We start from the raw sequence: 20708 nt of genomic DNA, 5'->3' as shown, positions 1-20708 counted from the left end.
ATGAACAAGGCGGTGGAGGTCACCGGCATCATCGACGAAAGCCGGTTCGGGCCGTATCAGTTGCTCGTGGTCACGCTGTGCGCGCTATGCCTCGTCATGGACGGGTTCGACGTCCAGGCGATGGGATATGTGGCGCCGGTCGTGATCCGCGAGTGGGGCATTGCGAAGGAAACGCTCTCGCCGGTGTTCGGCGCGGGCCTCTTCGGCATGCTGGTGGGCTCGCTCACCTTCAGCACGCTCGCCGACAAGATCGGCCGCCGGCCGGTGCTGATCGGCGCGACGCTGTTCTTTTCCGCGTGCATGCTCGCCACGGGCTTCGCGCATTCGATCGCGGAGCTGGTGGCCTGGCGCTTCGTCGCGGGGCTTGGCCTCGGCTGCATCATGCCGAACGCGATGGCGCTCGCAGGCGAGTACAGCCCGCGCCGCATGCGCGTCACGCTCATGATGATCGTTTCGTGCGGCTTTACGCTCGGTGGCGTGGTGGGCGGGCTCATCACCGCGGCGTTGATTCCGGCGTTCGGCTGGCGCGCCGTGTTCTTCGTGGGCGGGGCGATTCCGCTCGTGCTCGGCGTGCTGATGTGGCTCGCGCTGCCCGAGTCGATTCAGTTCCTGCTGTTTCGCAATCGCGGCGAGCAAACCGAGGCACGTGTGCGCCGCAATCTGTTGCGTGTGGCGCCCGCCCTGCATCTGCCCACGGGCGCGCAGTTCACGACCACGGAAACGCGCTCGCGCGGCGTGCCGTTCGTCGAATTGTTCAAGGAAGGGCGCGCGCGGGTGACCGTGCTTTTGTGGGTCGTGAACTTCGCGAACCTGCTTGCCATGTATTTCCTCTCGAACTGGTTGCCGACCGTGATCCGCGACGCCGGCTATTCGACGCAGACCGCCGTGTTCGCAGGCACGGCGCTGTGGGGCGGCGGCGTGATCGGCACGCTGCTGCTCGGGCGCATCATCGACATGGCGGGCTTTACGCGCGTGCTCGGCACGACGTTCCTGATCGCCATCGTCTCGACGGCGGCGATCGGCAATCCGGCAGTGATGGTCTCGGTGGCCGCGATGTTCGTCGCGATCTTTATCACCGGCTTTACGATCATCGGCGGCCAGCCGGCGCTCAACGCGCTTGCCGCGACCTACTATCCGACCTCGCTGCGCTCGACCGGCATCGGCTGGAGCCTCGGCGTGGGCCGTATCGGCTCGGTCGTCGGCCCGGTGCTCGGCGGCGCGCTTCTGCACCTGCAATGGTCGTCCTCGTCGCTCTTCATCGCGGCTGCCGTGCCGGCCTGTGTCTCGCTCGCGGGCATCGTGGCGATTCATCGGGCGAATAACGCTTCCAGGGGCGCGATGGGAGGCGAGCGTGCGGCGGCGCAGATGGAGTGACTGGCGGCAGCGCCTGCGTCTGGCGGCGCTCGCAGCCGCTAGGCGCCCGCACGGACATGGCGGCGACGGCGCGTGGACTGCGCCCGCGAGGCTGTGCGCGGAGCGCGCCGGCGCGAGCGCCCGCAGGCGCTTCGCCCGCATAACCAGCGAGGAGTGAACGCCCGGTCATCGGGGTCAACTCCGACTTCTCGGCAGACGAATGCCGGCTTTCTCGAAAACGAATTGTTGGCAGGCCGCGCCTGAACCACACTGATACCTGTCGCGATGCGGCGTGCCACGGCGCGCCGTACGCAGTCAAAGAGCAACGACGGGAGGTGACAGTGGTGAGGCGAGCGGCGCGCAAGATCAGCGATATCGCGCGGCACTGGGCGGAGGTGTCGCCCGAGGCGGTGGCGATACGCGAAGAAGCAAAGGTGACGAGCTTCGGGCAGCTCTGGAGCGACGTTGAGCAGGCGCAGCGGTTTTTGCGCGAGCAGGGCGTGGACGTGGGCGACCGCGTGCTGATCGTGGCCGAAAATTGTTCGGCCGTGGTGACGCTGCTGTTCGCGCTTTCGGAAATCGGCGCGTGGCCGGCTGTCGTCAACGCGCGGCTTTCGGAGCGCGAGATCGAGACGATCCGCGCGCATTGCGGACCGCGTCTCATGCTGTTTACGCACGGCGCGTCGCCCGACGCGCTGCGTCATGGCGTGCGTTATCGCGCGCGCGAAATCGCTCCGGCCGGACTCGGGCCGCTGATGATGGCCGCGCCCGACTCCAACGCCGTGCGCGAACCCGAAGCGCTCGCGCACGAAGTGGCGGTGCTCATCTATACGTCGGGCACGACGGGCCAGCCCAAGGGGGTGATGGCCACGCATCGCGGCTTGCTGCATTTCGCGCATGTCTCGGCCACCTCGCGCGACATGACGCAGGCCGACTGCGCCTACGCGGTCATGCCGATGTCGCATATCTTCGGCCTCGCCACGTTGCTGCTCGCCACGTTCGAAGCGGGCGCGAGCCTGCATCTCGCGGCGCGCTTTTCGGCGGAGGAGGTCGTGAAGGCGCTCAACGCCTCCGAAATCTCCATTCTTCAGGGCGTGCCAACGCTCTTCACGCGTATCGTCGCCTATGTGCGCGAGCACGGCGGCGCGGTGCATGCGCCGCGTCTGCGCTACCTCTATACGGGCGGCGGTCCGCTCGATCCCACGCTCAAGCAGCAGGTCGAAACGCTCTTCGGCATGCCGCTGCATCACGGCTACGGCATGACCGAGTACGCGGGCTCGCTCTTCATCACGCGCATGGACCGTCCGCGCAAGGATGTGTCCTCGGGCGAGATCGTCGAGGGTGCGGAGCTGCGCGTGGTCGGACCCGACGGCCACGATGCGCCGCGCGGCGAGCCGGGTGAGCTGTGGGTGCGCGGTCCCGGCGTCATGCGTGGCTACTATCGCGAGCCGGGCCTGACCGCCGAAGTGCTCGACGCGCAAGGCTGGCTCAAGACCGGCGACCTCGGGCGGCTCGACGCCGACGGCGCGCTCTTCATCGTGGGCCGCTCGAAGGACCTCATCATCCGCTCGGGCTTCAACGTCTATCCGATCGAGGTCGAGTCGGTCATCAATACCTACGAGGCGGTGCGCCAGAGTGCCGTGGTGGGGCGGCGCGACGCCGAAGGCAACGAGGAAGTCGTGGCCTTCGTGGAAGCGAAGGAGGGCGCGACGATCGACGCGGCCGATCTCGCCCACTACCTGAGCGAGCGGCTTTCGGCGTACAAGCGTCCCTCGGAGATCGTGACCATCGACATGATTCCGACCACGGCGAGCGGCAAGCTGCAAAAGCAGCCGCTGCGCGAAATGGCCAAACGCGCCGTGCGCACTCGCTGAGCATTCCCGATTATTTCTCTCTCACCGGGCGGCCCCGTGCTGCCCGATCAACGATTGCAGGACATACACCATGATTCGCGACCAGGAAACGATGAACGTTCTGCTCGACAACGTCGCGCGCTTCGTGCGCGAGCGTCTCGTGCCGAACGAAGAGCGCGTAGCGGAAACGGATGAGATTCCGGCCGAGATCGTCGACGACATGAAGGCCATGGGCCTCTTCGGCTTGACCATTCCGGAGCAGTACGGCGGCCTCGATCTCACGATGGAAGAAGAAGTGCTCGTGATGTTCGAGCTGGGCAAGACCTCGCCCGCGTTTCGCTCGATCATCGGCACGACGGTGGGCATCGGTTCGCAGGGCATCGTGATCGACGGCACCGAGGAGCAAAAGGCCCGCTGGCTGCCGAAGCTTGCGAGCGGCGAGATCATTGCGAGCTTCGCGCTCACGGAGCCGGGCGCGGGCTCGGACGCCGCATCCATCAAGACGCGTGCCGAGCGGCGCGACGACCATTATGTGGTGAACGGCACCAAGCGTTTCATCACGAATGCGCCGCAGGCCGGCATGTTCACGCTGATGGCGCGCACCAATCCCGACGAGCCGCGCGCGGGCGGCATCACCTCGTTCATCGTCGACGCGAAAACGCCCGGCATCAGCTTCGGCAAGCGCGACAAGAAGATGGGGCAGCGCGGCGCGCATACCTGCGACGTGATTTTCGAAGACGTGAAGGTGCCCGCGGAAAACATCATCGGCGGCAAGGAAGGCGTGGGCTTCAAGACGGCGATGAAGGTGCTCGACAAGGGGCGCATCCATATCGCGGCGATTTGCGTGGGCGTGGCGCAGCGCATGCTCGACGACGCGCTGCGCTACGCAATGGAGCGCGAGCAGTTCGGCGAAAAGATCGCCGAGTTCCAGCTCGTGCAGGCCATGCTTGCGGATAGCCAGACCGAACTCTATGCGGCGCGCTGCATGGTGCTCGACGCGGCGCGCCGCCGCGACGCCGGCCAGAACGTGAGTACGGAAGCGGCGTGTGCGAAGCTGTTCGCATCGGAAATGTGCGGGCGTGTGGCAGACCGCGCGGTGCAGATCTTCGGTGGCGCGGGCTATATGTCCGACTATGGCATCGAGCGCTTTTACCGCGATGTGCGCATTTTCCGCATCTACGAAGGCACGAGCCAGATCCAGCAGATCGTCATCGCGCGCAACATGATTCGCGCGGCTGGCGGGCGGTAAGCAAGAGGCAGCGGCGCGCAGCACGCGCGCCGCTTGATGGGTTTATTCGGGCTTATTCGAGCCGGCCGATGCCGTCAGCCACGAGCAGATCGACGAGCTTGCGCGCGAACAGCGGCAGCGCGTCGCGATCGGCCATGCAGATCTGCAGCTTGCGCACGGCCCACTCGTCGGTGAGAGGCACGATCTTCAGCGACATGGTTTGCGCGTGGCGGCGCGCCGTGCCCTCGGGCAGCACGCCAATGCCGATGTTCGCTTCGATCATGCGGCATGCGGCCTCGAAATTGCCGATCTGGATGCGCCAGCGTATGGTGCGCTGCAAATCCGACGACGCACGCTTGAGGAACGAGAAAATCGCGCTTTCCTCGGGCGGCCCGATGAAGTCGTAGTCGAGCGTATCGGCAAATGCCATTTCGCTCGCTTGCGAGAGCGGGTGGCTCAGCGCCGTGACGAGCACGAGGCGATCGCGCCGGTAGGGCAGCACCTGCAAGCCCTCGGTGCGCACATTGCCGGCCACGATGCCGATATCGATCGTGCCGTCCTGCACGGCGCGCACGATATCGGGCGAAAGACGCTCGTGAATATCCACGTACACGTCGGGATGGTTGATGAGGTAGGTGCGCAGCACGGCGGGCAGGAATTCGCTCATCGCCGTGGTGTTCGCAAACACGCGCACATGGCCCTTCACGCCCTGCGAATACTCCTGCAGGTCGCCCGTGAGTTGCTCGAGTTGCTTGAGCACGCGGCGCGCGTGTGCGAGCAGCGTTTCGCCGGGCCCGGTTAGCGTGACCCCCTGGCTCGTGCGGCTCAAGAGCTTCACGCCCACCTGTTCTTCGAGATTCTTGATACGCGTGCTGGCCGCGGGCAGCGAGAGGTGCGCGCGTTCCGCGCCGCGGGTGAGGCTGCTCGCCTCGGCTACGTGGGTGAAGAGCTTCAGGTCGACGAGATCGAAATGCATGGGTTGACGTGCCGTGACTCCAGTTCCTGCGGGTTTTCCTGCCTGCGTCTGCCTGCCCGTTCGTTCGAGAAGACACGGGGCACGAGCGGACTCCGAGCATTATTGCGCCGCAGCGCAATGCACGCCATTAGCGATAGTACGGGTTAATCCTGGCCGAAACGGGCGTTCGGCATATCCAAATTGTGCACCCGTACCCGATGCGTCAAGCTGCAACACGAACGGCACAGCTTGCCGCATAACGATTCAAATCGAATGAACGCCCGGCGCAAAGCGGGCTGGAGGAGCGAAAACGATGACGACGCAACGAATGCTGGACGGTAAGGTTGTGGTGGTGACGGGGTCGGGAGGCGGCATTGGCCGCGATATCGCGCTCATGATGGCGCGCCACGGCGCGAAAGTCGTGGTGAACGACGTGGGCGCTTCGCTTACCGGCGAGGGCCATAACGACGGTCCCGCGCAGGCCGTGGTGAACGAGATCAAGGCTTTCGACGGCCAGGCCACCGCGAACACCGACAGCGTGGCCGACGCCGCTGGCGCCGCACGCATCGTGCAGAACGCGCTGGATGTGTTCGGCCGCATCGACTGCGTGGTCAACAACGCGGGTATTTTGCGCGACCGCTTCTTCCACAAGATGAGCGAAGAAGAATGGGACGCCGTGCTGAAGGTTCACCTCTACGGCTCGTACTATGTCTCGCGCGCCGCCGCCGACCACTTCAAGGAACAGCGTAGTGGGGCGTTCGTGCATATGACGTCCACGTCCGGCCTGATCGGCAACCTTGCGCAGGCCAACTACAGCGCGGCGAAGCTCGGCATTGCGGGCCTGTCGAAATCCATCGCGCTCGATCTGGAAAAGTTCGGTGTGCGCTCGAACTGCATTGCGCCGTTCGCCTGGAGCCGCATGATCAACTCGATCAAGATCGACTCGCCGGAGCAGGAAGCGCGCGTTGCGAAGATCAAGCAGATGACGCCCGCGAAGATCGCGCCGCTTGCCGTCTACCTCGCGAGCGAGCAGGCCGCCGATGTGACGGGCCAGATTTTCGCGGTCCGCAACAACGAAATCTTCCTGATGAGCCAGCCGCGGCCCGTGCGTTCAGTGCATCGCGGCGAGGGCTGGACGCCGGAGACGATTGCCGAGCATGCCATGCCGGCCCTGCGCAGGTCGTTCCACACGCTCGACGTGTCGGCCGACGTCTTTAGCTGGGACCCCGTCTGATGATGCGCGGCCCGCGCGCGGCGCGCCAGGTCGATGCCGCGCAGCTCGATTTCGCGCAGTACGTGCGTCCGGGCGACACGGTTGCGTGGGGCCAGTGCGGTGCGGAGCCGTGCACGCTCACCGCGCTGCTGATGTCGCAGCGTCAGGCGATGGGCGGTCGGTTTCGCGTGTTCGTGGGCGCTTCGTGGTCCGAAACGCTCGATCCCGCGTTTGCCGACTGTATCGACTTCATGGCCTATGGCGCATCGGGTACGAACCGTCGGCTCGAACGCGAGGGCGTGCTCGACATCCTGCCGTGTCACTACTCGCAGTTTCGCAGCGTGCTGACTGGCGGCCCGAATCGCGTTGACGTGCTGCTGCTGCAAGTCGCTCCAGCGGACGAAGCGGGCTGCTACAGCCTCTCGATTGCGCATGAGTATCTCGTGCCGTTGATCGACAGTGCGCGCGTGGTGATTGCGGAGGTGAATGCGGCGGCGCCCTGGACTTACGGCGAGCGCAGGTTGCGAGCCGAAGACTTCGACGCGCTGATCCACACCGACCGCGCGCCGCTGGAAGCGCCGGCAACGCAGGCTGGCGACACCGAGCGGCGCATCGCGCAACATGCGGCCTCGCTGATCGAAGACGGCGCGACGATCCAGTTCGGGCTAGGCGCGCTGCCCGAGGCTATCGTCGCGCAGTTGCACGATCGTCGCGACCTGGGCGTGCATAGCGGCACCATCGGCGACGCTGTAGTCGACCTGATCGAAGCCGGTGTGGTGACGAATGCCCGGAAGTCGCGGGACCGAGGCGTGAGCGTGGCCGGCACGATGATGGGCACGCGCAAGGTCTACGCGCATGCGCACCGCAACGCGCGGATTCAGTTCCGCTCCACGGCTTATACGCACGACATCGACGTGCTCGGCGGCCTCGATCGGTTCGTGGCGATCAATTCGGCGCTGGAAGTCGACTTAACGGGGCAGGTCAATGCGGAAGCGGCTGGTGGCCGCTATGTGGGTGCGGTGGGCGGGGCGCTCGATTTCATGCGCGGCGCGGCGCGCTCGGCCGGTGGCGTCGCGATCGTTGCGCTCGCCGCGAGCACGCGGCACGGGAGCCGTATCGTCGCGCGTCTTTCCGGGCCGGTCAGCACGCCGCGTAGCGACGCGGCCGTGATCGTCACCGAGCACGGCGTGGCGGACCTGCGAGGGCTCACGCTCGCGCAGCGCGTCGAGCGCATGCTCGCCATCGCACCGCCCGAGTGGCGCGAACCACTCGCCGCCGAGCACCACGCGCGAAGGCACACGCTCGCAGCTTGACACCGTGTAGGCGCACAGCGAAGCGGCAGACAACCAGACAACATGAAAAGGAATCCGAAATGAGAAGAGCAGCGATAGTTGCGCCGGTGCGCACGCCGGTGGGCACGTTCGGCGGCAGCCTGCGCCCTGTTTCCGTCGAAACGCTCGCGGCCACCGTGCTGCGCGAAACCATCGCGCGCAGTGGCGTGGACCCGGCGCGCATCGAAGACGTGGTCTTCGCGCAATCGTACGCGAACAGCGAAACGCCTTGCATCGGCCGCTGGGCCGCGCTCGAAGCGGGGCTGCCGGTGCAGGTGCCCGGCTTGCAGCTCGACCGCCGTTGCGGCGGCGGGCTGCAAGCGGTCGTGACCGCCGCGATGATGGTGCAGAGCGGCGCGGCCGATGTGGTCGTGGCCGGTGGCGTGGAGAGCATGAGCAATATCGAGTACTACACGACCGATATGCGCTGGGGCGCGCGCGCAGGCTCGGTGAAGATGCACGACCGCCTCGAGCGTGGCCGCGAACGCTCGCAACCCGAAGCGCGCTTTGGCTACATCTCGGGAATGATCGAAACGGCCGAGAACCTCGCAAAAGAATATGGCATCACGCGCGAGGAAGCGGACGCGTACGCGGTGCGCAGCCATCAGCGTGCGGCGGCGGCATGGGAAGCGGGCCGCTTCGACGAGGAAGTGGTGGCGGTAACGGTGCCGCAACGCAAGGGCGACCCCGTACGGTTCGCGCGCGACGAAGGCGTGCGCGCCGACGCGACCGAGGCATCGCTCGCCAAGCTCAAGCCGCTCATGAAAGGCGGCACGGTGACGGCGGGCAACGCGAGCCAGCAGAACGACGCTGCGGCCGCGTGCCTGATCGTCGCCGAAGATCAGCTCGACAAACTGGGCCTCGCGCCGCTGGGCTATCTGACCGGTTGGGCGGCCGCGGGATGCGAGCCTGCGACGATGGGCATCGGCCCGGTGCCCGCGGTGCAAAAGCTGCTGCAAAAGACCGGAATCACATTCGATCAACTCGATCTCGTCGAGCTGAACGAGGCCTTCGCGTGCCAGGTGCTCGCGGTGCTCAAGGGCTGGGGTTGGCACGACGAATCGCGGTTGAACGTGAACGGCTCGGGCATTTCGCTCGGTCACCCGATCGGCGCGACCGGCGTGCGCATGCTGACCACGTTGCTCTACGAACTGCAGCGCCGCAAGGGCCGCTACGGCCTCGAAACAATGTGCGTGGGCGGCGGGCAGGGGATTGCGGCGATCTTTGAGCGCGCGGCTTGAGTACGAAAGATTCGCACCCCTACTGAACATAAAAAGGAGGAGACGATGCTCGATGCACTGAACGCGCAGCTAGCGCGACTGCAAGCGCATCCGTTCTACGAGGGACGTTTGCCGCGCAGCGTCGCGAGCGCGGCGGAGTTCGCCGAGCGCGTGCCGCTCATGACGCGCGCCGAACTCGTGGCAGAGATGAATCGGCCGGGCTACGGCAAGTTTGCGCCTGCGGTGCCGCCGGTGCGCGTGCATCTCACGCCAATGGGCGCTGCGCTCGTGCCGATCCTGCACAGTGCAGCCGATCTGCGCGCAATCGAAGCCGCGTGCGGCCAACATCTCGACGCGTGCGGCATCGGCCCCGGCGACGTCTGCATGGTGACCTTTGGCTATCACCTCTTCGTTGCCGGGCTTTTCTATCAGACCCAGATGGAAGCGCGCGGCGTGGCGTGCATTCCGCACGGCCCCGGCGAAACCGAGCGTGCCGCGCGCGTTGCGCAGCAATGCGGCGTGACGGTGCTCGCCGGCAATCCGTCTCACGCGCTCAAACTCATCGAAGCGGGCTGCCCGGTTCCGCGCGTGTTCTTTGCGGGCGGCGAAGCGTTCACGGGTAATGCGGCGCTTTACGCGCGCGTGCGCGAAGCGATGCCGGGCACGTTGCTGATCGACAGTTACTCGCTTTCCGAATGCCTGCCCGTTGCACGTACGTTCCCCGGCGGTACGGGCGTGCATGTGTTCGATGAACTGCTGTATGCCGAAGTCATCGACCCCGACACCGGCATGCCTGTTGCCGAAGGCGAGCGTGGCGAGCTTGTGCTCACGCATCTGAAGAAGGAACTGCAGCCGCTCGTGCGCTACCGCACCGGCGACCTTACCGTGCTCGAACATACCGCGCCCGTGCATGGGCGCACGGTGTCGTTGCCGCGCGTGGTGTTCGGCCGTGCCGATTCGATGGTGAAGATCAAGGGCGTGAAGGTTTATCCGTCCGAGTTGAAGACGGTGCTGCTGGGCGTGGAAGGCGCGTCGGGCACGTACCGCCTCGTGGTCGGCACCAAGGAACATGGCGGCGACCATCTTACGCTGCAGGTGGAAGGCCCGGTGGAGCGTTCCGCCATCGAGGCCATCGCGGAGCGCTTCAAGCGCCAGACGCTGATACACGCGGACGCGATCGAGATTGTGCCGAAGCTCGAAGGCGCAACGCTGGTAGAAGATCAACGGAGACAAACAACATGAATGCAAGCGCAACGAACACCCACACCCCGTGGCGCCTCGTCGTAGGCGGCCACAGCTATGCTGACTTCTCGATTTCGGTATCGCCGGCGGTCGAGCGCGCCGTGGCCGAGAATCTCGCGCCACCCACGGTCTATCTGAACGTCTTCGACGAAGACAGCATAACCGTAGGCGTGAACGAAGATCCGAACCAGGTGCTCGATCTGCCGTTCTGCCGCGAAAACGATGTAATCGCGCGGCGGCGCGTGAGCGGCGGCGGTGCGATCTATGCGGGGCGCGGTTCGGCCTTCCTCGCGTTCTATCTGCCGATCGGTCTGCCCGGTGTGCCCCAAACGGCGACGCAGGCGTTCCCCACGATACTCGGCCACGTTGCTGAAGCACTACGCGATGTGTTCGGCCTGCAGGCCGCTTATCGTCCGCTCAACGACGTCGAGATCGACGGACGCAAGCTCGTGGCTACGTCGCTGAAGATCGAAGGCGGCGTGCTGACATTCCGCATTCTGCTGAACGTGAAGGCGATCGACACGGCAATTGCGGCGCGCGCGATGCCGATGGCGCCCGAAAAGGTCAAGGACAAGAAGCACAAGGATCTTGGCTCGCGCTATACGTATCTGGAGCAGGAACTGGGCCGCGAAGTGAGCGCCGATGAACTGAGCGCCTGGGTTGCGGCCTGCGTTCGCCGCACGTTCGGTGAGATGGCGCTGGAGTCAGGCGCGCTAGGCAGCGAAGAACTCGTTTTCGCGCAGCAATACGAGCGCGAACTGCATGAGGAAAGCTGGTTCCATGAGAAGAGCGAAGCGACGCGTTACAGCCCTGTCACCCGCGCGGGCGACCGTGTCTTGCGCGGACGCGAAAAGGCCCCGGCCGGGTTGATCTGGCTGAGCCTGCTCGTGCGTGACGGCACCGTGGTCAAAGCGATCGTGAATGGCGACTGGCATCCGCGTCCGCTCGCTTCGGTCGCGTGGCTCGAAGACGGGTTCACCGGTCTCGCCGCCACGCGCGAGGCGTGCGCGGCGCATATCGAGGCGTTTCTCGCGCGTCCCGACGTGGAGTTCGCGGGCGTCGAACCCGTGCATCTCATCACGGCGCTCGACAAGGCGCTCGCTGAACTGGCAAACGCGGGGGTGAGCGCATGAGCGAAAAGACGCTACGGGTCGAACAGGAGGCGGGCGTTGCGACGCTCACATTCAATCGCCCGGAGGCCAAGAACGCGCTCAACGCCGAGATGCGGGGGGAACTGCTTGAAGCCGTACAGCGCATACGCGCCGATCGCAGCGTGCGTGCGGTCATTTTGCGCGGCGCGGGCAATGACTTCTGCTCGGGCGGCGATGTACGCGCCATGAATGTGACCAGCGCCGACGCGGGACGCGATCGTATCGACGATCTGCACGGCTGGGTGAGCATGCTGATTGACCTCGATCGCCCGGTGATCGCGGCCGTGGACGGCGTGTGCTACGGCGCGGGCTTCAGCTTTGCGCTCGCCGCCGACTTCGTGATCGCCAGCACGCGCGCGCGTTTTTGCATGCCTTTCATGAAAGTCGGCCTCGTGCCCGATTGCGGGGCGTTTTATACGCTGCCGCGCGTGGTGGGGCTAGCGCGCGCGAAAGACCTCGTGTTTACGGCGCGCGAGATACGCGCTGCCGAAGCGAGGGAGATCGGCGCGGTGCTCGAAGTGGTCGAGCCGGACAAGCTTCATGCACGCGCCGCGCAGGTCGCGGGCGGCCTCGCGGCTGCGTCTCCCATTGCTTTCGGCCTCGCCAAGCGCGCGCTGAACCAGTCGCTTGGCAGCGATCTGCGCGCGATGCTCGAAATCGAGTCGGCGGCGCAGGGCATTGCGTTCACGACCGAATTCCATCGCGAAGCCGTGAAGCGCTTTCGCGAGAAGGCCGATCCGCTCTTCAAGTGGCCCGCCGCCGAGGCCTGATCTCTCACCGAGCACACAGCCATGACGATCGACTATCACACGCTGCGCAACTGGCCGTTCAAGGACGTTGAGCAGACCTATACCGCGCGCGACGCCATGCTCTACAGCCTGGCCGTGGGCTACGGCGCCAATCCCGTTGATTCGGACGACCTGGCATTCGTCTACGAAAAGGAGTTACGCGTGCCGCCGACACTTGCCGTCGTGCTCGGCTTTCCCGGCTTCTGGGCGCGCGACCCGCGCTCGGGCATCGACTGGGTTCGGCTGTTGCATGGCGAGCAGAGCCTCGTGATGCACAAGCCATTGCCGCCGTCCGCAACCGTGGTCGGCCGCTCGCGCATCACGCGCGTGGTCGATAAAGGCGCGGGCAAAGGCGCGCTGCTCGAAATCCAGCGTAGCATTACAGACAAGGCAAGCGGCGAACTGTACGCCACCGTCACGCAGCTCACGTTCTGCCGCGGCGATGGCGGCTTCAGCGCGGACAACGGCTTGAGCGACGAAGCGCCCGCGCCGCCGCCGCCGATGCCTGAGCGCGACCCTGATCATCATTGCGATCTGCCTACGCGCCCGGAAACGGCGTTGCTCTACCGCCTGTGCGGCGACGACAACGTGTTGCATGCCGACCCCCAGGTTGCGCGCGCGGCGGGGTTCGAGCGGCCTATCCTGCATGGACTTGCCACGTGGGGCGTGGCCGCGCATGCCGTGCTCAAGACGCTGTGCGCAAGCGACCCGCAACGCCTTGCGGCATTTCACGCGCGTTTTACCGCGCCGGTTTATCCGGGCGAGACGATCCGTACCGAGATGTGGCGTGACGGCAACGAGGTGAGCTTTCGCGCGCGTGTGCTGGAACGCGACGTGCTCGTGCTCAACCACGGCCGTGCTCAACTGCGCTAAACGCTATTCTGTATAACGAAGGAATCAGGATTATGGCCCGTCAACCGAAACCGCTCGTGCGCTCCGATATTGCGTACAGCACACCCGATCGTATTATCGTGCGCGGCAAGAGCCTGCCCGACGAAGTGCTCGGACACATGAATCTCGGCGACTTCGCATTTCTGCAACTCACGGGCAAGACGGCCACGCCGCAGCAGTCCGCGATGTTCAACGCCATCGTCATTACGCTCGTCGAGCACGGCATGACGCCTAGCGCCATCGCCGCGCGCATGACGTATGCGGGCGCGCCCGAGTCGCTGCAGGCTGCCGTCGCGGCAGGGCTATGCGGGCTTGGGTCGGTGTTCGTCGGCAGCATGGAAGGGGCGTGCCGCATGCTTTCCGAAGCGCTGCCTTATGACGCCCAGTGCGACGACCTGGAAAAGCTCGCCGTCGATACCGTCGCCGCATGGCGCGCGCGCGGCACGCCGATTCCGGGGCTCGGTCATCCACTGCACAAGCCAATCGATCCGCGCACACCGCGCCTTTTCGAACTGGCCGCGCAAAACGGCATGTCGGGGCGCTATGTGAAGCTCATGCAGCTGATTGGCGCGGAGGCCGAGCGGGCGTCGGGCAAAGCCCTGCCGATCAACGCAACGGGCGCAATCGGCGCGATTTGCTGCGAATTCGGCTTTCCCTGGCGCATCGTGCGCGGCTTCGGCGTGATGGCGCGCGCGATCGGCCTCGTTGGCCATCTGCTCGAAGAGGGCGAGCGCCCCATGTCGTTCGAGCTGTGGCAGCGTGTGGAAGACGAAGCCTCTGCTCATCTGCGCGGCGAAGCGTAAGGGCGGCGCGCGGCTGTGGTTGAAAGCCGCGCGCAAGTATCGCGCAGCAATGGTCGGGGGATTAACGAAAGCGAAAGGGCTGATTCGGCAAAGGCAACTTCGCGAAACGGCGTGAGCCGTTCATAGTATGGCAACTAGTCTCGCAACGGAGAAACGCCATGCCGGAATTGCAAACGCCATCGCTCAGTGCGTGGCTCGACAAGACCGAAACGCTCACCGACGATATCACCGCGTTCCCGCTGCGCGCGCTCGCCGCCACACTCGACCGCGAAGCGCCCGGTAGCGCCGTGCCGCCGCTGTGGCACTGGCTCTATTTTCTGCCTGTCTCGCCGCTCGCCGAAGCGGGTCCCGATGGACACCCGAAACGCGGCGGCTTCCTGCCGCCCGTCGAACTGCCGCGCCGCATGTGGGCAGGCGGGCGCCTGACGTTTCATACACCGCTCCATGCGGGCAACGTGGCCGCTCGCACTTCCACTATCGCGAACATCGAGGACAAGACCGGTCGCAGCGGCCGCCTCGTGTTCGTGACGGTGCAGCATCGCTACGAGAGCGGCGGGGCGCTGTGCATCGAGGAAGAGCACGACATCGTCTATCGCGACGCGCCGCAGCCCGGTGCGAGCGCGCCCAAGCCCGTCGTGGCGCCGCAAGGCGAGACCTGGTCGCGCACGCTCAACGCCAGCGCGCTCATGCTGTTCCGCTATTCCGCGCTGACCTTCAACGGTCATCGCATTCACTACGACTTCCCGTATGTCACGCAGGAAGAGGGCTATCCGGGCCTCGTCGTGCACGGCCCGCTCATCGCCACGCTGCTGCTCGACCTCGTGCACCGTGAGCGGCCCGACGCCACGATCGCAACGTACGCATTTCGCGCGGTACGGCCCACGTTCGCGGGCAACGCATTCACGCTGTGCGGCAAGCTCTCCGACGACGCGCGCTCGGTCGAACTCTGGGCGAAAGACCACGACGGTTATCTGACGATGCAGGCCACCGCAACGCTCGCCTGAACGGCACCACGAACATTCATAGCGACTTCATATCGATCATGCAAACCACGCAACAAGATTCGTTTCAGGACATCCGCGAAGCCGTACGTGACCTGTGCCAGCAGTTTTCTGGCGAATATTTCCGCAAGATCGACGAGGCGCGCGGCTATCCCGAGGAATTTGTCGACGCACTCACGAAAGCCGGCTGGCTCGCTGCGCTGATTCCTCAGGAGTACGGCGGATCGGGGCTGGGCCTGACCGAGGCGTCGGTCATCATGGAGGAGATCAACCGGGCGGGCGGCAACTCGGGCGTGTGCCACGGCCAGATGTACAACATGGGCACGCTGCTGCGCCACGGCTCGGCCGAGCAAAAGCGCAAGTATCTGCCGAAGATCGCTAGCGGCGAACTGCGCCTGCAGTCGATGGGCGTGACCGAACCCACCACGGGCACCGACACCACGAAGATCAAGACCACGGCGGTGCGCAAGGGCGACCGCTACGTGATCAACGGGCAAAAGGTGTGGATTTCGCGCGTGCAGCATTCGGACCTCATGATCCTGCTTGCGCGCACTACGCCGCTCGCCGACGTGAAGAAGAAGTCCGAGGGCATGTCGATCTTCGTGGTCGACCTGCGCGAAGCGATCGGCAACGGCCTCACCGTGCAGCCGATTCTCAACATGGTCAATCACGAGACCAATGAGCTCTTCTTCGACAACCTCGAAATTCCGGCGGAAAACCTGATCGGCGAAGAGGGCATGGGCTTCAAGTACATCCTCGACGGCCTGAACGCCGAGCGCACGCTTATCGCGGCGGAATGTATCGGCGACGGCTACTGGTTCATCGACAAGGTGAGCGCCTATGCGAAGGAGCGCATCGTGTTCGGACGGCCTATCGGCCAGAACCAGGGCGTGCAGTTTCCCATTGCACGCGCGTTCGTCAACGTCGAAGCCGCGAGCCTGATGCGCTTCGAGGCCGCGCGCCGGTTCGACGCGCACGAAGCCTGCGGCGCACAGGCCAACATGGCGAAACTGCTCGCAGCCGACGCTTCGTGGGAAGCCGCGAATGCCTGCCTGCAGTTCCACGGCGGTTTCGGCTTCGCCTGCGAATACGACGTGGAGCGCAAGTTCCGCGAAACGCGCCTCTACCAGGTCGCGCCGATCTCCACCAATCTGATCCTCTCGTACGTGGCGGAGCATGTGCTCGGCCTGCCGCGTTCGTTCTGAGCTGAGGCGCGCGCCATGAGACCACTCGACGGTATCAAGGTCGTCACGCTCGAACATGCGATTGCCGCGCCGTTCTGCACGCGCCAGCTTGCCGATCTCGGCGCGCGCGTGATCAAGATCGAGCGGCCTGGCGTGGGCGACTTCGCGCGCGGCTACGACGAGCGCGTGCATGGACTCGCTTCGCACTTCGTGTGGACGAACCGCTCGAAGGAAAGCCTCTCGCTCGACGTGAAGCACAAGGAGGCCGCACCGATTCTCGACGCGTTGCTCGCCGACGCCGACGTGCTCGTGCAGAATCTCGCACCGGGCGCAGCGGCGCGGCTCGGGCTCAGCTACGAGGCGCTCAGCGAGCGCTACCCGAAGCTGATCGTGTGCGATATCTCCGGTTACGGCGACGACGGCCCCTACCGCGAGCGCAAGGCGTACGACCTGCTGATCCAGAGCGAATCGGGCTTTCTCTCGATCACGGGGTCGCCCGGCGAACCGGCGAAAGCGGGTTGCTCGATTGCCGACATTGCCGCGGGCATGTATGCGTATTCGAACATTTTGAGCGCGCTGCTGATGCGTGGGCGCACCGGACGTGGGTGCCGCATCGACGTTTCGATGCTGGAAAGCATGGTGGAGTGGATGGGCTATCCGCTCTATTACGCGATCGACGGTCAATCGCCGCCGCCGCTCGCAGGTGCCTCGCACGCGACGATCTACCCGTATGGCCCGTTTCCGGCAGGCGACGGCAAGTCGGTGATGCTCGGCCTGCAGAACGACCGCGAATGGAAGCTCTTTTGCGAACACGTTCTGTCGCAGCCGGAGCTAGCCGCCGATGAACGCTTTGCCGCGAATTCACAGCGCTCCGCGCGCCGCGACGAATTGCGTGAGTTGATCGTCGAGGCGTTTTCGAAGCTCAGTGCGGCGCAGGTCATCGAACGGCTCGACCGCGCTGGCATCGCCAACGCGCAAATGAACACGATGGCCGATGTGTGGGCGCATCCGCAGCTGCAGGCGCGCGAGCGCTGGCGCGAGGTGCAGACACCGGCGGGAACGGTGCCGGCGCTGTTGCCGCCAGGCGCGCCCTGCGCATTCGATGTGCGCATGGATGCCGTTCCCGCACTCGGTCAGCATACCGAATCTATTTTGCGTGAGCTTGGCTTTGACGCGGCGCGTATCGGTGCGCTGCGCGAAGACGGCGCAATCTGATCGCGCCTCGCGCGTCGCAAACCGACATTACTGAACTACGCTGCCATGACAGATCATCCCAGCCGCGCGCTCGCGGCCTTCGCCTCGCAACTGCGTTTCGATTCGATTCCGCCTCACGTGGTCGAGCGCACCGTCAATCTCTATGTGGACTGGCTCGGCTCCGCGCTGGGCGGCAAGGGCGCGCGCCCGGTCGAGACGATCGCGCGTTTCGCGCGCGCCGCGCGCGGTGCGCCCGACGCACAAGGTCCGTGCGACGTCATCGTCGACCGCACTCGCACCACGGCGTATTTCGCGGCCATGACCAACGGCGCCGCTTCGCATTTCGTCGAGCAGGACGACGTGCACAACGGCTCAGTGCTGCATCCGGCTACCGTCGTGTTCCCGGTGACACTCGCGCTCGCACAGGCGCTGGGCGCTTCAGGGCAGGAGTTCATCGCAGCTTCGGTGGCCGGCTATGAAGTGGGTATACGGGTAGGCGAATTCATGGGTCGTTCGCACTACAAGATATTTCACACGACCGGCACGGTGGGCACGATTGCGGCGGCTGCCGCGGCGGGCCGGCTGCTCAAGCTCACGCCCGAGCAGATGCTCGACGCGTTCGGCTCGGCGGGTACACAGGCGAGCGGCTTGTGGGAGTTCCTGCGCGACGCGGCCGATTCGAAGCAACTGCACACGGCCATGGCGGCCGCAAACGGCTTGATGGCCGCACAACTCGCGGCGGACGGCTTTCGCGGCGCGCAGCGTATTCTCGAAGGCGCGCAGGGCATGGCGGCGGGCATGTCGAGCGACGCCGATCCCGCAAAGCTGGTCGATCGCCTTGGCGAGCGTTGGGCGACGGTTGAAACGTCGTTCAAGTATCACGCGGCGTGCCGCCACACGCATCCGGCCGCCGACGCGTTGCTGTCTGTGATCGAAGCGCACCGTCTGAATCCCGACGAGATTGCGAGCGTGACGGCGCATGTGCATCAGGGGGCGATCGACGTGCTCGGCAGCGTGATCGTGCCGAGCACCGTTCACCAGGCGAAGTTCAACATGGGGACCGTGCTGGGCCTCGTTGCTTATCGCGGGTACGCGGGCGTGAACGAGTTCGAGCGCGACTATTCGGCGGGCGATATCGCCGCGTTCCGTGAGCGTGTGACGATGGCGCTCGACGAGGAAGTGGACCGCGCGTATCCCGCTCGCTGGATCGGCAAGGTGAGCGTCACGACGCGCGATGGCCGCACGTTGCAAGGGCGCGTGGATGAGCCGAAGGGCGACCCGGGCAATACGCTCTCGCGAGACGAGATCGCAGCGAAGTTCGCGCGCCTCGCCGCATTTTCGGGCGCGGCGAGCGATAGCGACGCACAGCGCCTGCTCGACGCCGCGTGGGGCATTGCCGAGGCGCAGCGAGTTGGCTCGCTGTTCGGCGCAGGGGCGAGCGCATGAGCGCGACGCTTTCCCGCTCCTATCTGTTCGTGCCGGGCAACCGGCCCGAGCGATTCGAAAAGGCACGCAGCGCAGGCGCCGATGCCGTGATCGTCGATCTGGAGGATGCGGTTCCGCCCGCGGAAAAGGGCGCCGCGCGCGACGCCGTGCTCAAGGCGCTGGACGCTGCGCGCCCCGTGTGGGTGCGCGTGAACGGCACCGACACACCCTGGTTCGCCGACGATGCCGCTGCGCTTGGCGCACACGCGGGCGTGGCGGGCATCATGCTGCCGAAGGCGGAAAGCGCGGAGCAGATCACGGCGGTACGCTCAGGCGCGCACGGCACGCTGCATGTGCTGCCGATCGTGGAGACCGCGCGCGGCATCGCGGGCCTGAACGCGCTGTGTGGCGCGCAAGGCGTGCTACGCGTGGCGTTCGGCACGCTCGACTTTCAGGTGGACATGGGTATCGACGGAGACGGCGAAGAACTCGACACGTTCCGTTCGCAGATCGTGCTGGCCTCGCGGCTCGCGGGCATTGCAGCGCCCGTCGACGGCGTGTCGACCGTATTCGACGACGCAGAGGCGCTGGAGCGCGAGGCGCGGCGCGGTCGGCGATTTGGCTACGGCGGCAAGCTTTGCATTCATCCGAAGCAGATCGAGCCCGTGCATCGCGCGTACGCGTGGAGCGAGGCGGAGCGCGCATGGGCGCAGCGCGTGCTCGACGCAGTGCAGGCGAGCGGCGGGGCGGCCGTGGCGCTCGACGGCAAGATGGTGGACATGCCGGTGATCCTCAAGGCACGCCGGATTTTGGGTGTTTGATCACGAAAGCAGCTGAGCTTGCTGCGGTAGCGTCGATAAAGAAGGCGCCTTTGTTTTCGCAAAGGCGCCTTGGTTTTTGCTAGCGAGCTTGCGGCTGGTTTTAGCCGATTGCGCCAGCCAGTTCGGGCACGGCCGTAAACAGGTCGCCCACAAGGCCATAGTCGGCCACGCTGAAGATCGGGGCTTCTTCGTCCTTGTTGATCGCGACGATGACTTTCGAGTCCTTCATGCCGGCGAGATGCTGGATCGCACCCGAGATGCCGACTGCCACGTACAGTTGCGGCGCGACGATCTTGCCGGTCTGACCGACCTGGTAGTCGTTCGGCACGTAGCCTGCGTCAACTGCCGCGCGCGAAGCGCCGAGCGCTGCGTTGAGCTTGTCGGCGAGCGGCTCCAGCACCTTCGTGTAGTTCTCGCCGCTGCCAAGACCCCGGCCGCCGGAGACGATGATCTTCGCGCTCGTGAGTTCCGGGCGGTCGAGCTTCGTGACTTCGCGGCTCACGAACTGCGAAAGGCCGCTGTCTGCTGCGGCTTCGATCTTTTCTACCGTTGCGTTGCCGCCTTCGGCTGCCACTGCGTCGAACGCCGTCGTACGAACCGTGATGACCTTGATCACATCCTGAGATTGAACCGTCGCGATCGCATTGCCTGCGTAGATCGGGCGCTCGAACGTGTCGGCGCTATGCACGGCGGTGATGTCGCTGATCTGCGCGACGTCGAGCTTCGCGGCGATACGCGGCGTGACGTTCTTGCCCGCTGCCGTGGCCGGCGCGAGGATATGCGAGTAGTGCTTCGCCGCATTTTGCACAAGGGCAAGGACCGTCGATTCGACGTTCTCGGCAAGGCCTTGCTCGAGTTGCGGGGCGTCGGCGAGCAGCACCTTCGCAACGCCTGCGATCTTCGCGGCTGCGTCGGCTGCGGCCTGCGCGTTGTGGCCCGCGACCAGCACGTGCACGTCGCCACCAATTTTCTGTGCTGCTGCGACGGCGTTCAACGTCGCGGCCTTGATGCACTGATTGTCGTGTTCGGCAATAACCAGATTCGTCATTTCTCTC

18 protein-coding genes are annotated in these 20708 nt (G+C 65.5%); 16 read left to right on the top strand and 2 right to left on the bottom strand.

The annotated features are described in order from the left end of the window. From U5A52_RS20725 to U5A52_RS20715, 3 genes are all read left to right on the top strand, one after another. Entirely contained in the window at nt 1-1374 is a 1374-nt protein-coding gene (locus U5A52_RS20725; RefSeq protein WP_321936057.1) for an MFS transporter, read from the top strand. Nucleotides 1375-1694: 320 nt separating this feature from the next. Further along, a complete protein-coding gene (locus tag U5A52_RS20720) occupies nt 1695-3227 on the top strand; it encodes a class I adenylate-forming enzyme family protein (RefSeq protein WP_321936056.1) in 1533 nt (510 codons plus the stop codon). A gap of 70 nt (nt 3228-3297) precedes the next feature. Further along, on the top strand, nt 3298-4455 hold the full coding sequence (locus U5A52_RS20715) for an acyl-CoA dehydrogenase family protein (protein ID WP_321936055.1): 1158 nt from the start codon (nt 3298-3300) through the stop codon (nt 4453-4455). Between the two features lie 52 nt (nt 4456-4507). Here the strand turns inward: U5A52_RS20715 and U5A52_RS20710 are convergent, their stop codons facing one another. Continuing rightward, entirely contained in the window at nt 4508-5410 is a 903-nt protein-coding gene (locus tag U5A52_RS20710) for a LysR substrate-binding domain-containing protein (protein WP_321912329.1), read from the bottom strand. Nucleotides 5411-5717: 307 nt separating this feature from the next. On the opposite strand from U5A52_RS20710, the gene U5A52_RS20705 reads away from it, so the two are divergent. The 13 genes from U5A52_RS20705 to U5A52_RS20645 all read left to right on the top strand — a co-directional run bounded on the left by U5A52_RS20705 (nt 5718) and on the right by U5A52_RS20645 (nt 19653). After that, on the top strand, nt 5718-6623 hold the full coding sequence (locus U5A52_RS20705) for an SDR family NAD(P)-dependent oxidoreductase (protein ID WP_321936136.1): 906 nt from the start codon (nt 5718-5720) through the stop codon (nt 6621-6623). Then, the gene (locus U5A52_RS20700) at nt 6623-7915 is read left to right on the top strand and encodes an acetyl-CoA hydrolase/transferase family protein (RefSeq protein WP_321912328.1); all 1293 of its coding nucleotides are present in this window, start codon (nt 6623-6625) and stop codon (nt 7913-7915) included. Before U5A52_RS20705 ends, U5A52_RS20700 begins: the two co-directional genes overlap by 1 nt. A gap of 59 nt (nt 7916-7974) precedes the next feature. Then, on the top strand, nt 7975-9174 hold the full coding sequence (locus tag U5A52_RS20695; RefSeq protein WP_321936054.1) for an acetyl-CoA C-acetyltransferase: 1200 nt from the start codon (nt 7975-7977) through the stop codon (nt 9172-9174). Nucleotides 9175-9219: 45 nt separating this feature from the next. Then, nucleotides 9220-10395, top strand: coding sequence for a hypothetical protein (locus tag U5A52_RS20690; RefSeq protein ID WP_321936053.1), 1176 nt, complete (start codon nt 9220-9222; stop codon nt 10393-10395). Next, a complete protein-coding gene (locus tag U5A52_RS20685) occupies nt 10392-11528 on the top strand; it encodes a lipoyl protein ligase domain-containing protein (RefSeq protein ID WP_321936052.1) in 1137 nt (378 codons plus the stop codon). Before U5A52_RS20690 ends, U5A52_RS20685 begins: the two co-directional genes overlap by 4 nt. Continuing rightward, on the top strand, nt 11525-12316 hold the full coding sequence (locus U5A52_RS20680; RefSeq protein ID WP_321912321.1) for an enoyl-CoA hydratase/isomerase family protein: 792 nt from the start codon (nt 11525-11527) through the stop codon (nt 12314-12316). Before U5A52_RS20685 ends, U5A52_RS20680 begins: the two co-directional genes overlap by 4 nt. Before the next feature lie 21 nt (nt 12317-12337). Next, complete coding sequence (locus U5A52_RS20675) at nt 12338-13207, top strand: MaoC/PaaZ C-terminal domain-containing protein (protein WP_321912320.1); 870 nt, start codon at nt 12338-12340, stop codon at nt 13205-13207. Nucleotides 13208-13239: 32 nt separating this feature from the next. Further along, nucleotides 13240-14028, top strand: coding sequence for a citryl-CoA lyase (locus U5A52_RS20670; protein WP_321936051.1), 789 nt, complete (start codon nt 13240-13242; stop codon nt 14026-14028). A gap of 158 nt (nt 14029-14186) precedes the next feature. Then, entirely contained in the window at nt 14187-15032 is an 846-nt protein-coding gene (locus U5A52_RS20665; RefSeq protein WP_321936050.1) for an FAS1-like dehydratase domain-containing protein, read from the top strand. A 38-nt stretch (nt 15033-15070) separates the two neighbouring features. Further along, complete coding sequence (locus tag U5A52_RS20660; protein ID WP_321912316.1) at nt 15071-16234, top strand: acyl-CoA dehydrogenase family protein; 1164 nt, start codon at nt 15071-15073, stop codon at nt 16232-16234. A 15-nt stretch (nt 16235-16249) separates the two neighbouring features. After that, on the top strand, nt 16250-17428 hold the full coding sequence (locus tag U5A52_RS20655; protein ID WP_321936049.1) for a CaiB/BaiF CoA-transferase family protein: 1179 nt from the start codon (nt 16250-16252) through the stop codon (nt 17426-17428). Nucleotides 17429-17473: 45 nt separating this feature from the next. Then, nucleotides 17474-18853, top strand: coding sequence for an MmgE/PrpD family protein (locus U5A52_RS20650; protein WP_321936048.1), 1380 nt, complete (start codon nt 17474-17476; stop codon nt 18851-18853). Beyond that, nucleotides 18850-19653 (top strand): CoA ester lyase, encoded by an 804-nt coding sequence (locus U5A52_RS20645; protein ID WP_321912309.1) that lies wholly within the window; start codon nt 18850-18852, stop codon nt 19651-19653. Before U5A52_RS20650 ends, U5A52_RS20645 begins: the two co-directional genes overlap by 4 nt. A gap of 100 nt (nt 19654-19753) precedes the next feature. Here U5A52_RS20645 and U5A52_RS20640 read toward each other — a convergent pair whose 3' ends face one another. Next, nucleotides 19754-20701 (bottom strand): electron transfer flavoprotein subunit alpha/FixB family protein, encoded by a 948-nt coding sequence (locus tag U5A52_RS20640; RefSeq protein ID WP_321936047.1) that lies wholly within the window; start codon nt 20699-20701, stop codon nt 19754-19756. Nucleotides 20702-20708: the final 7 nt, after the last annotated feature.

The sequence above is a fragment of the Paraburkholderia sp. J8-2 genome (assembly GCF_905220195.1).
Taxonomy (GTDB): domain Bacteria; phylum Pseudomonadota; class Gammaproteobacteria; order Burkholderiales; family Burkholderiaceae; genus Paraburkholderia.
Note: the sequence above shows the minus strand (reverse complement) of the source record. Positions and strands in the feature narration are given on the sequence as shown.

Excerpts from the sequence above, each read along its gene's own strand:
- U5A52_RS20725 (WP_321936057.1), top strand. The coding sequence starts at position 1 with ATGAACAAGGCGGTGGAGGTCACCGGCATCATCGACGAAAGCCGGTTC.
- U5A52_RS20715 (WP_321936055.1), top strand. The coding sequence starts at position 3,298 with ATGATTCGCGACCAGGAAACGATGAACGTTCTGCTCGACAACGTCGCG.
- U5A52_RS20710 (WP_321912329.1), bottom strand. The coding sequence starts at position 5,410 with ATGCATTTCGATCTCGTCGACCTGAAGCTCTTCACCCACGTAGCCGAG.
- U5A52_RS20705 (WP_321936136.1), top strand. The coding sequence starts at position 5,718 with ATGCTGGACGGTAAGGTTGTGGTGGTGACGGGGTCGGGAGGCGGCATT.
- U5A52_RS20700 (WP_321912328.1), top strand. The coding sequence starts at position 6,623 with ATGATGCGCGGCCCGCGCGCGGCGCGCCAGGTCGATGCCGCGCAGCTC.
- U5A52_RS20695 (WP_321936054.1), top strand. The coding sequence starts at position 7,975 with ATGAGAAGAGCAGCGATAGTTGCGCCGGTGCGCACGCCGGTGGGCACG.
- U5A52_RS20690 (WP_321936053.1), top strand. The coding sequence starts at position 9,220 with ATGCTCGATGCACTGAACGCGCAGCTAGCGCGACTGCAAGCGCATCCG.
- U5A52_RS20685 (WP_321936052.1), top strand. The coding sequence starts at position 10,392 with ATGAATGCAAGCGCAACGAACACCCACACCCCGTGGCGCCTCGTCGTA.
- U5A52_RS20680 (WP_321912321.1), top strand. The coding sequence starts at position 11,525 with ATGAGCGAAAAGACGCTACGGGTCGAACAGGAGGCGGGCGTTGCGACG.
- U5A52_RS20675 (WP_321912320.1), top strand. The coding sequence starts at position 12,338 with ATGACGATCGACTATCACACGCTGCGCAACTGGCCGTTCAAGGACGTT.
- U5A52_RS20670 (WP_321936051.1), top strand. The coding sequence starts at position 13,240 with ATGGCCCGTCAACCGAAACCGCTCGTGCGCTCCGATATTGCGTACAGC.
- U5A52_RS20665 (WP_321936050.1), top strand. The coding sequence starts at position 14,187 with ATGCCGGAATTGCAAACGCCATCGCTCAGTGCGTGGCTCGACAAGACC.
- U5A52_RS20660 (WP_321912316.1), top strand. The coding sequence starts at position 15,071 with ATGCAAACCACGCAACAAGATTCGTTTCAGGACATCCGCGAAGCCGTA.
- U5A52_RS20655 (WP_321936049.1), top strand. The coding sequence starts at position 16,250 with ATGAGACCACTCGACGGTATCAAGGTCGTCACGCTCGAACATGCGATT.
- U5A52_RS20650 (WP_321936048.1), top strand. The coding sequence starts at position 17,474 with ATGACAGATCATCCCAGCCGCGCGCTCGCGGCCTTCGCCTCGCAACTG.
- U5A52_RS20645 (WP_321912309.1), top strand. The coding sequence starts at position 18,850 with ATGAGCGCGACGCTTTCCCGCTCCTATCTGTTCGTGCCGGGCAACCGG.
- U5A52_RS20640 (WP_321936047.1), bottom strand. The coding sequence starts at position 20,701 with ATGACGAATCTGGTTATTGCCGAACACGACAATCAGTGCATCAAGGCC.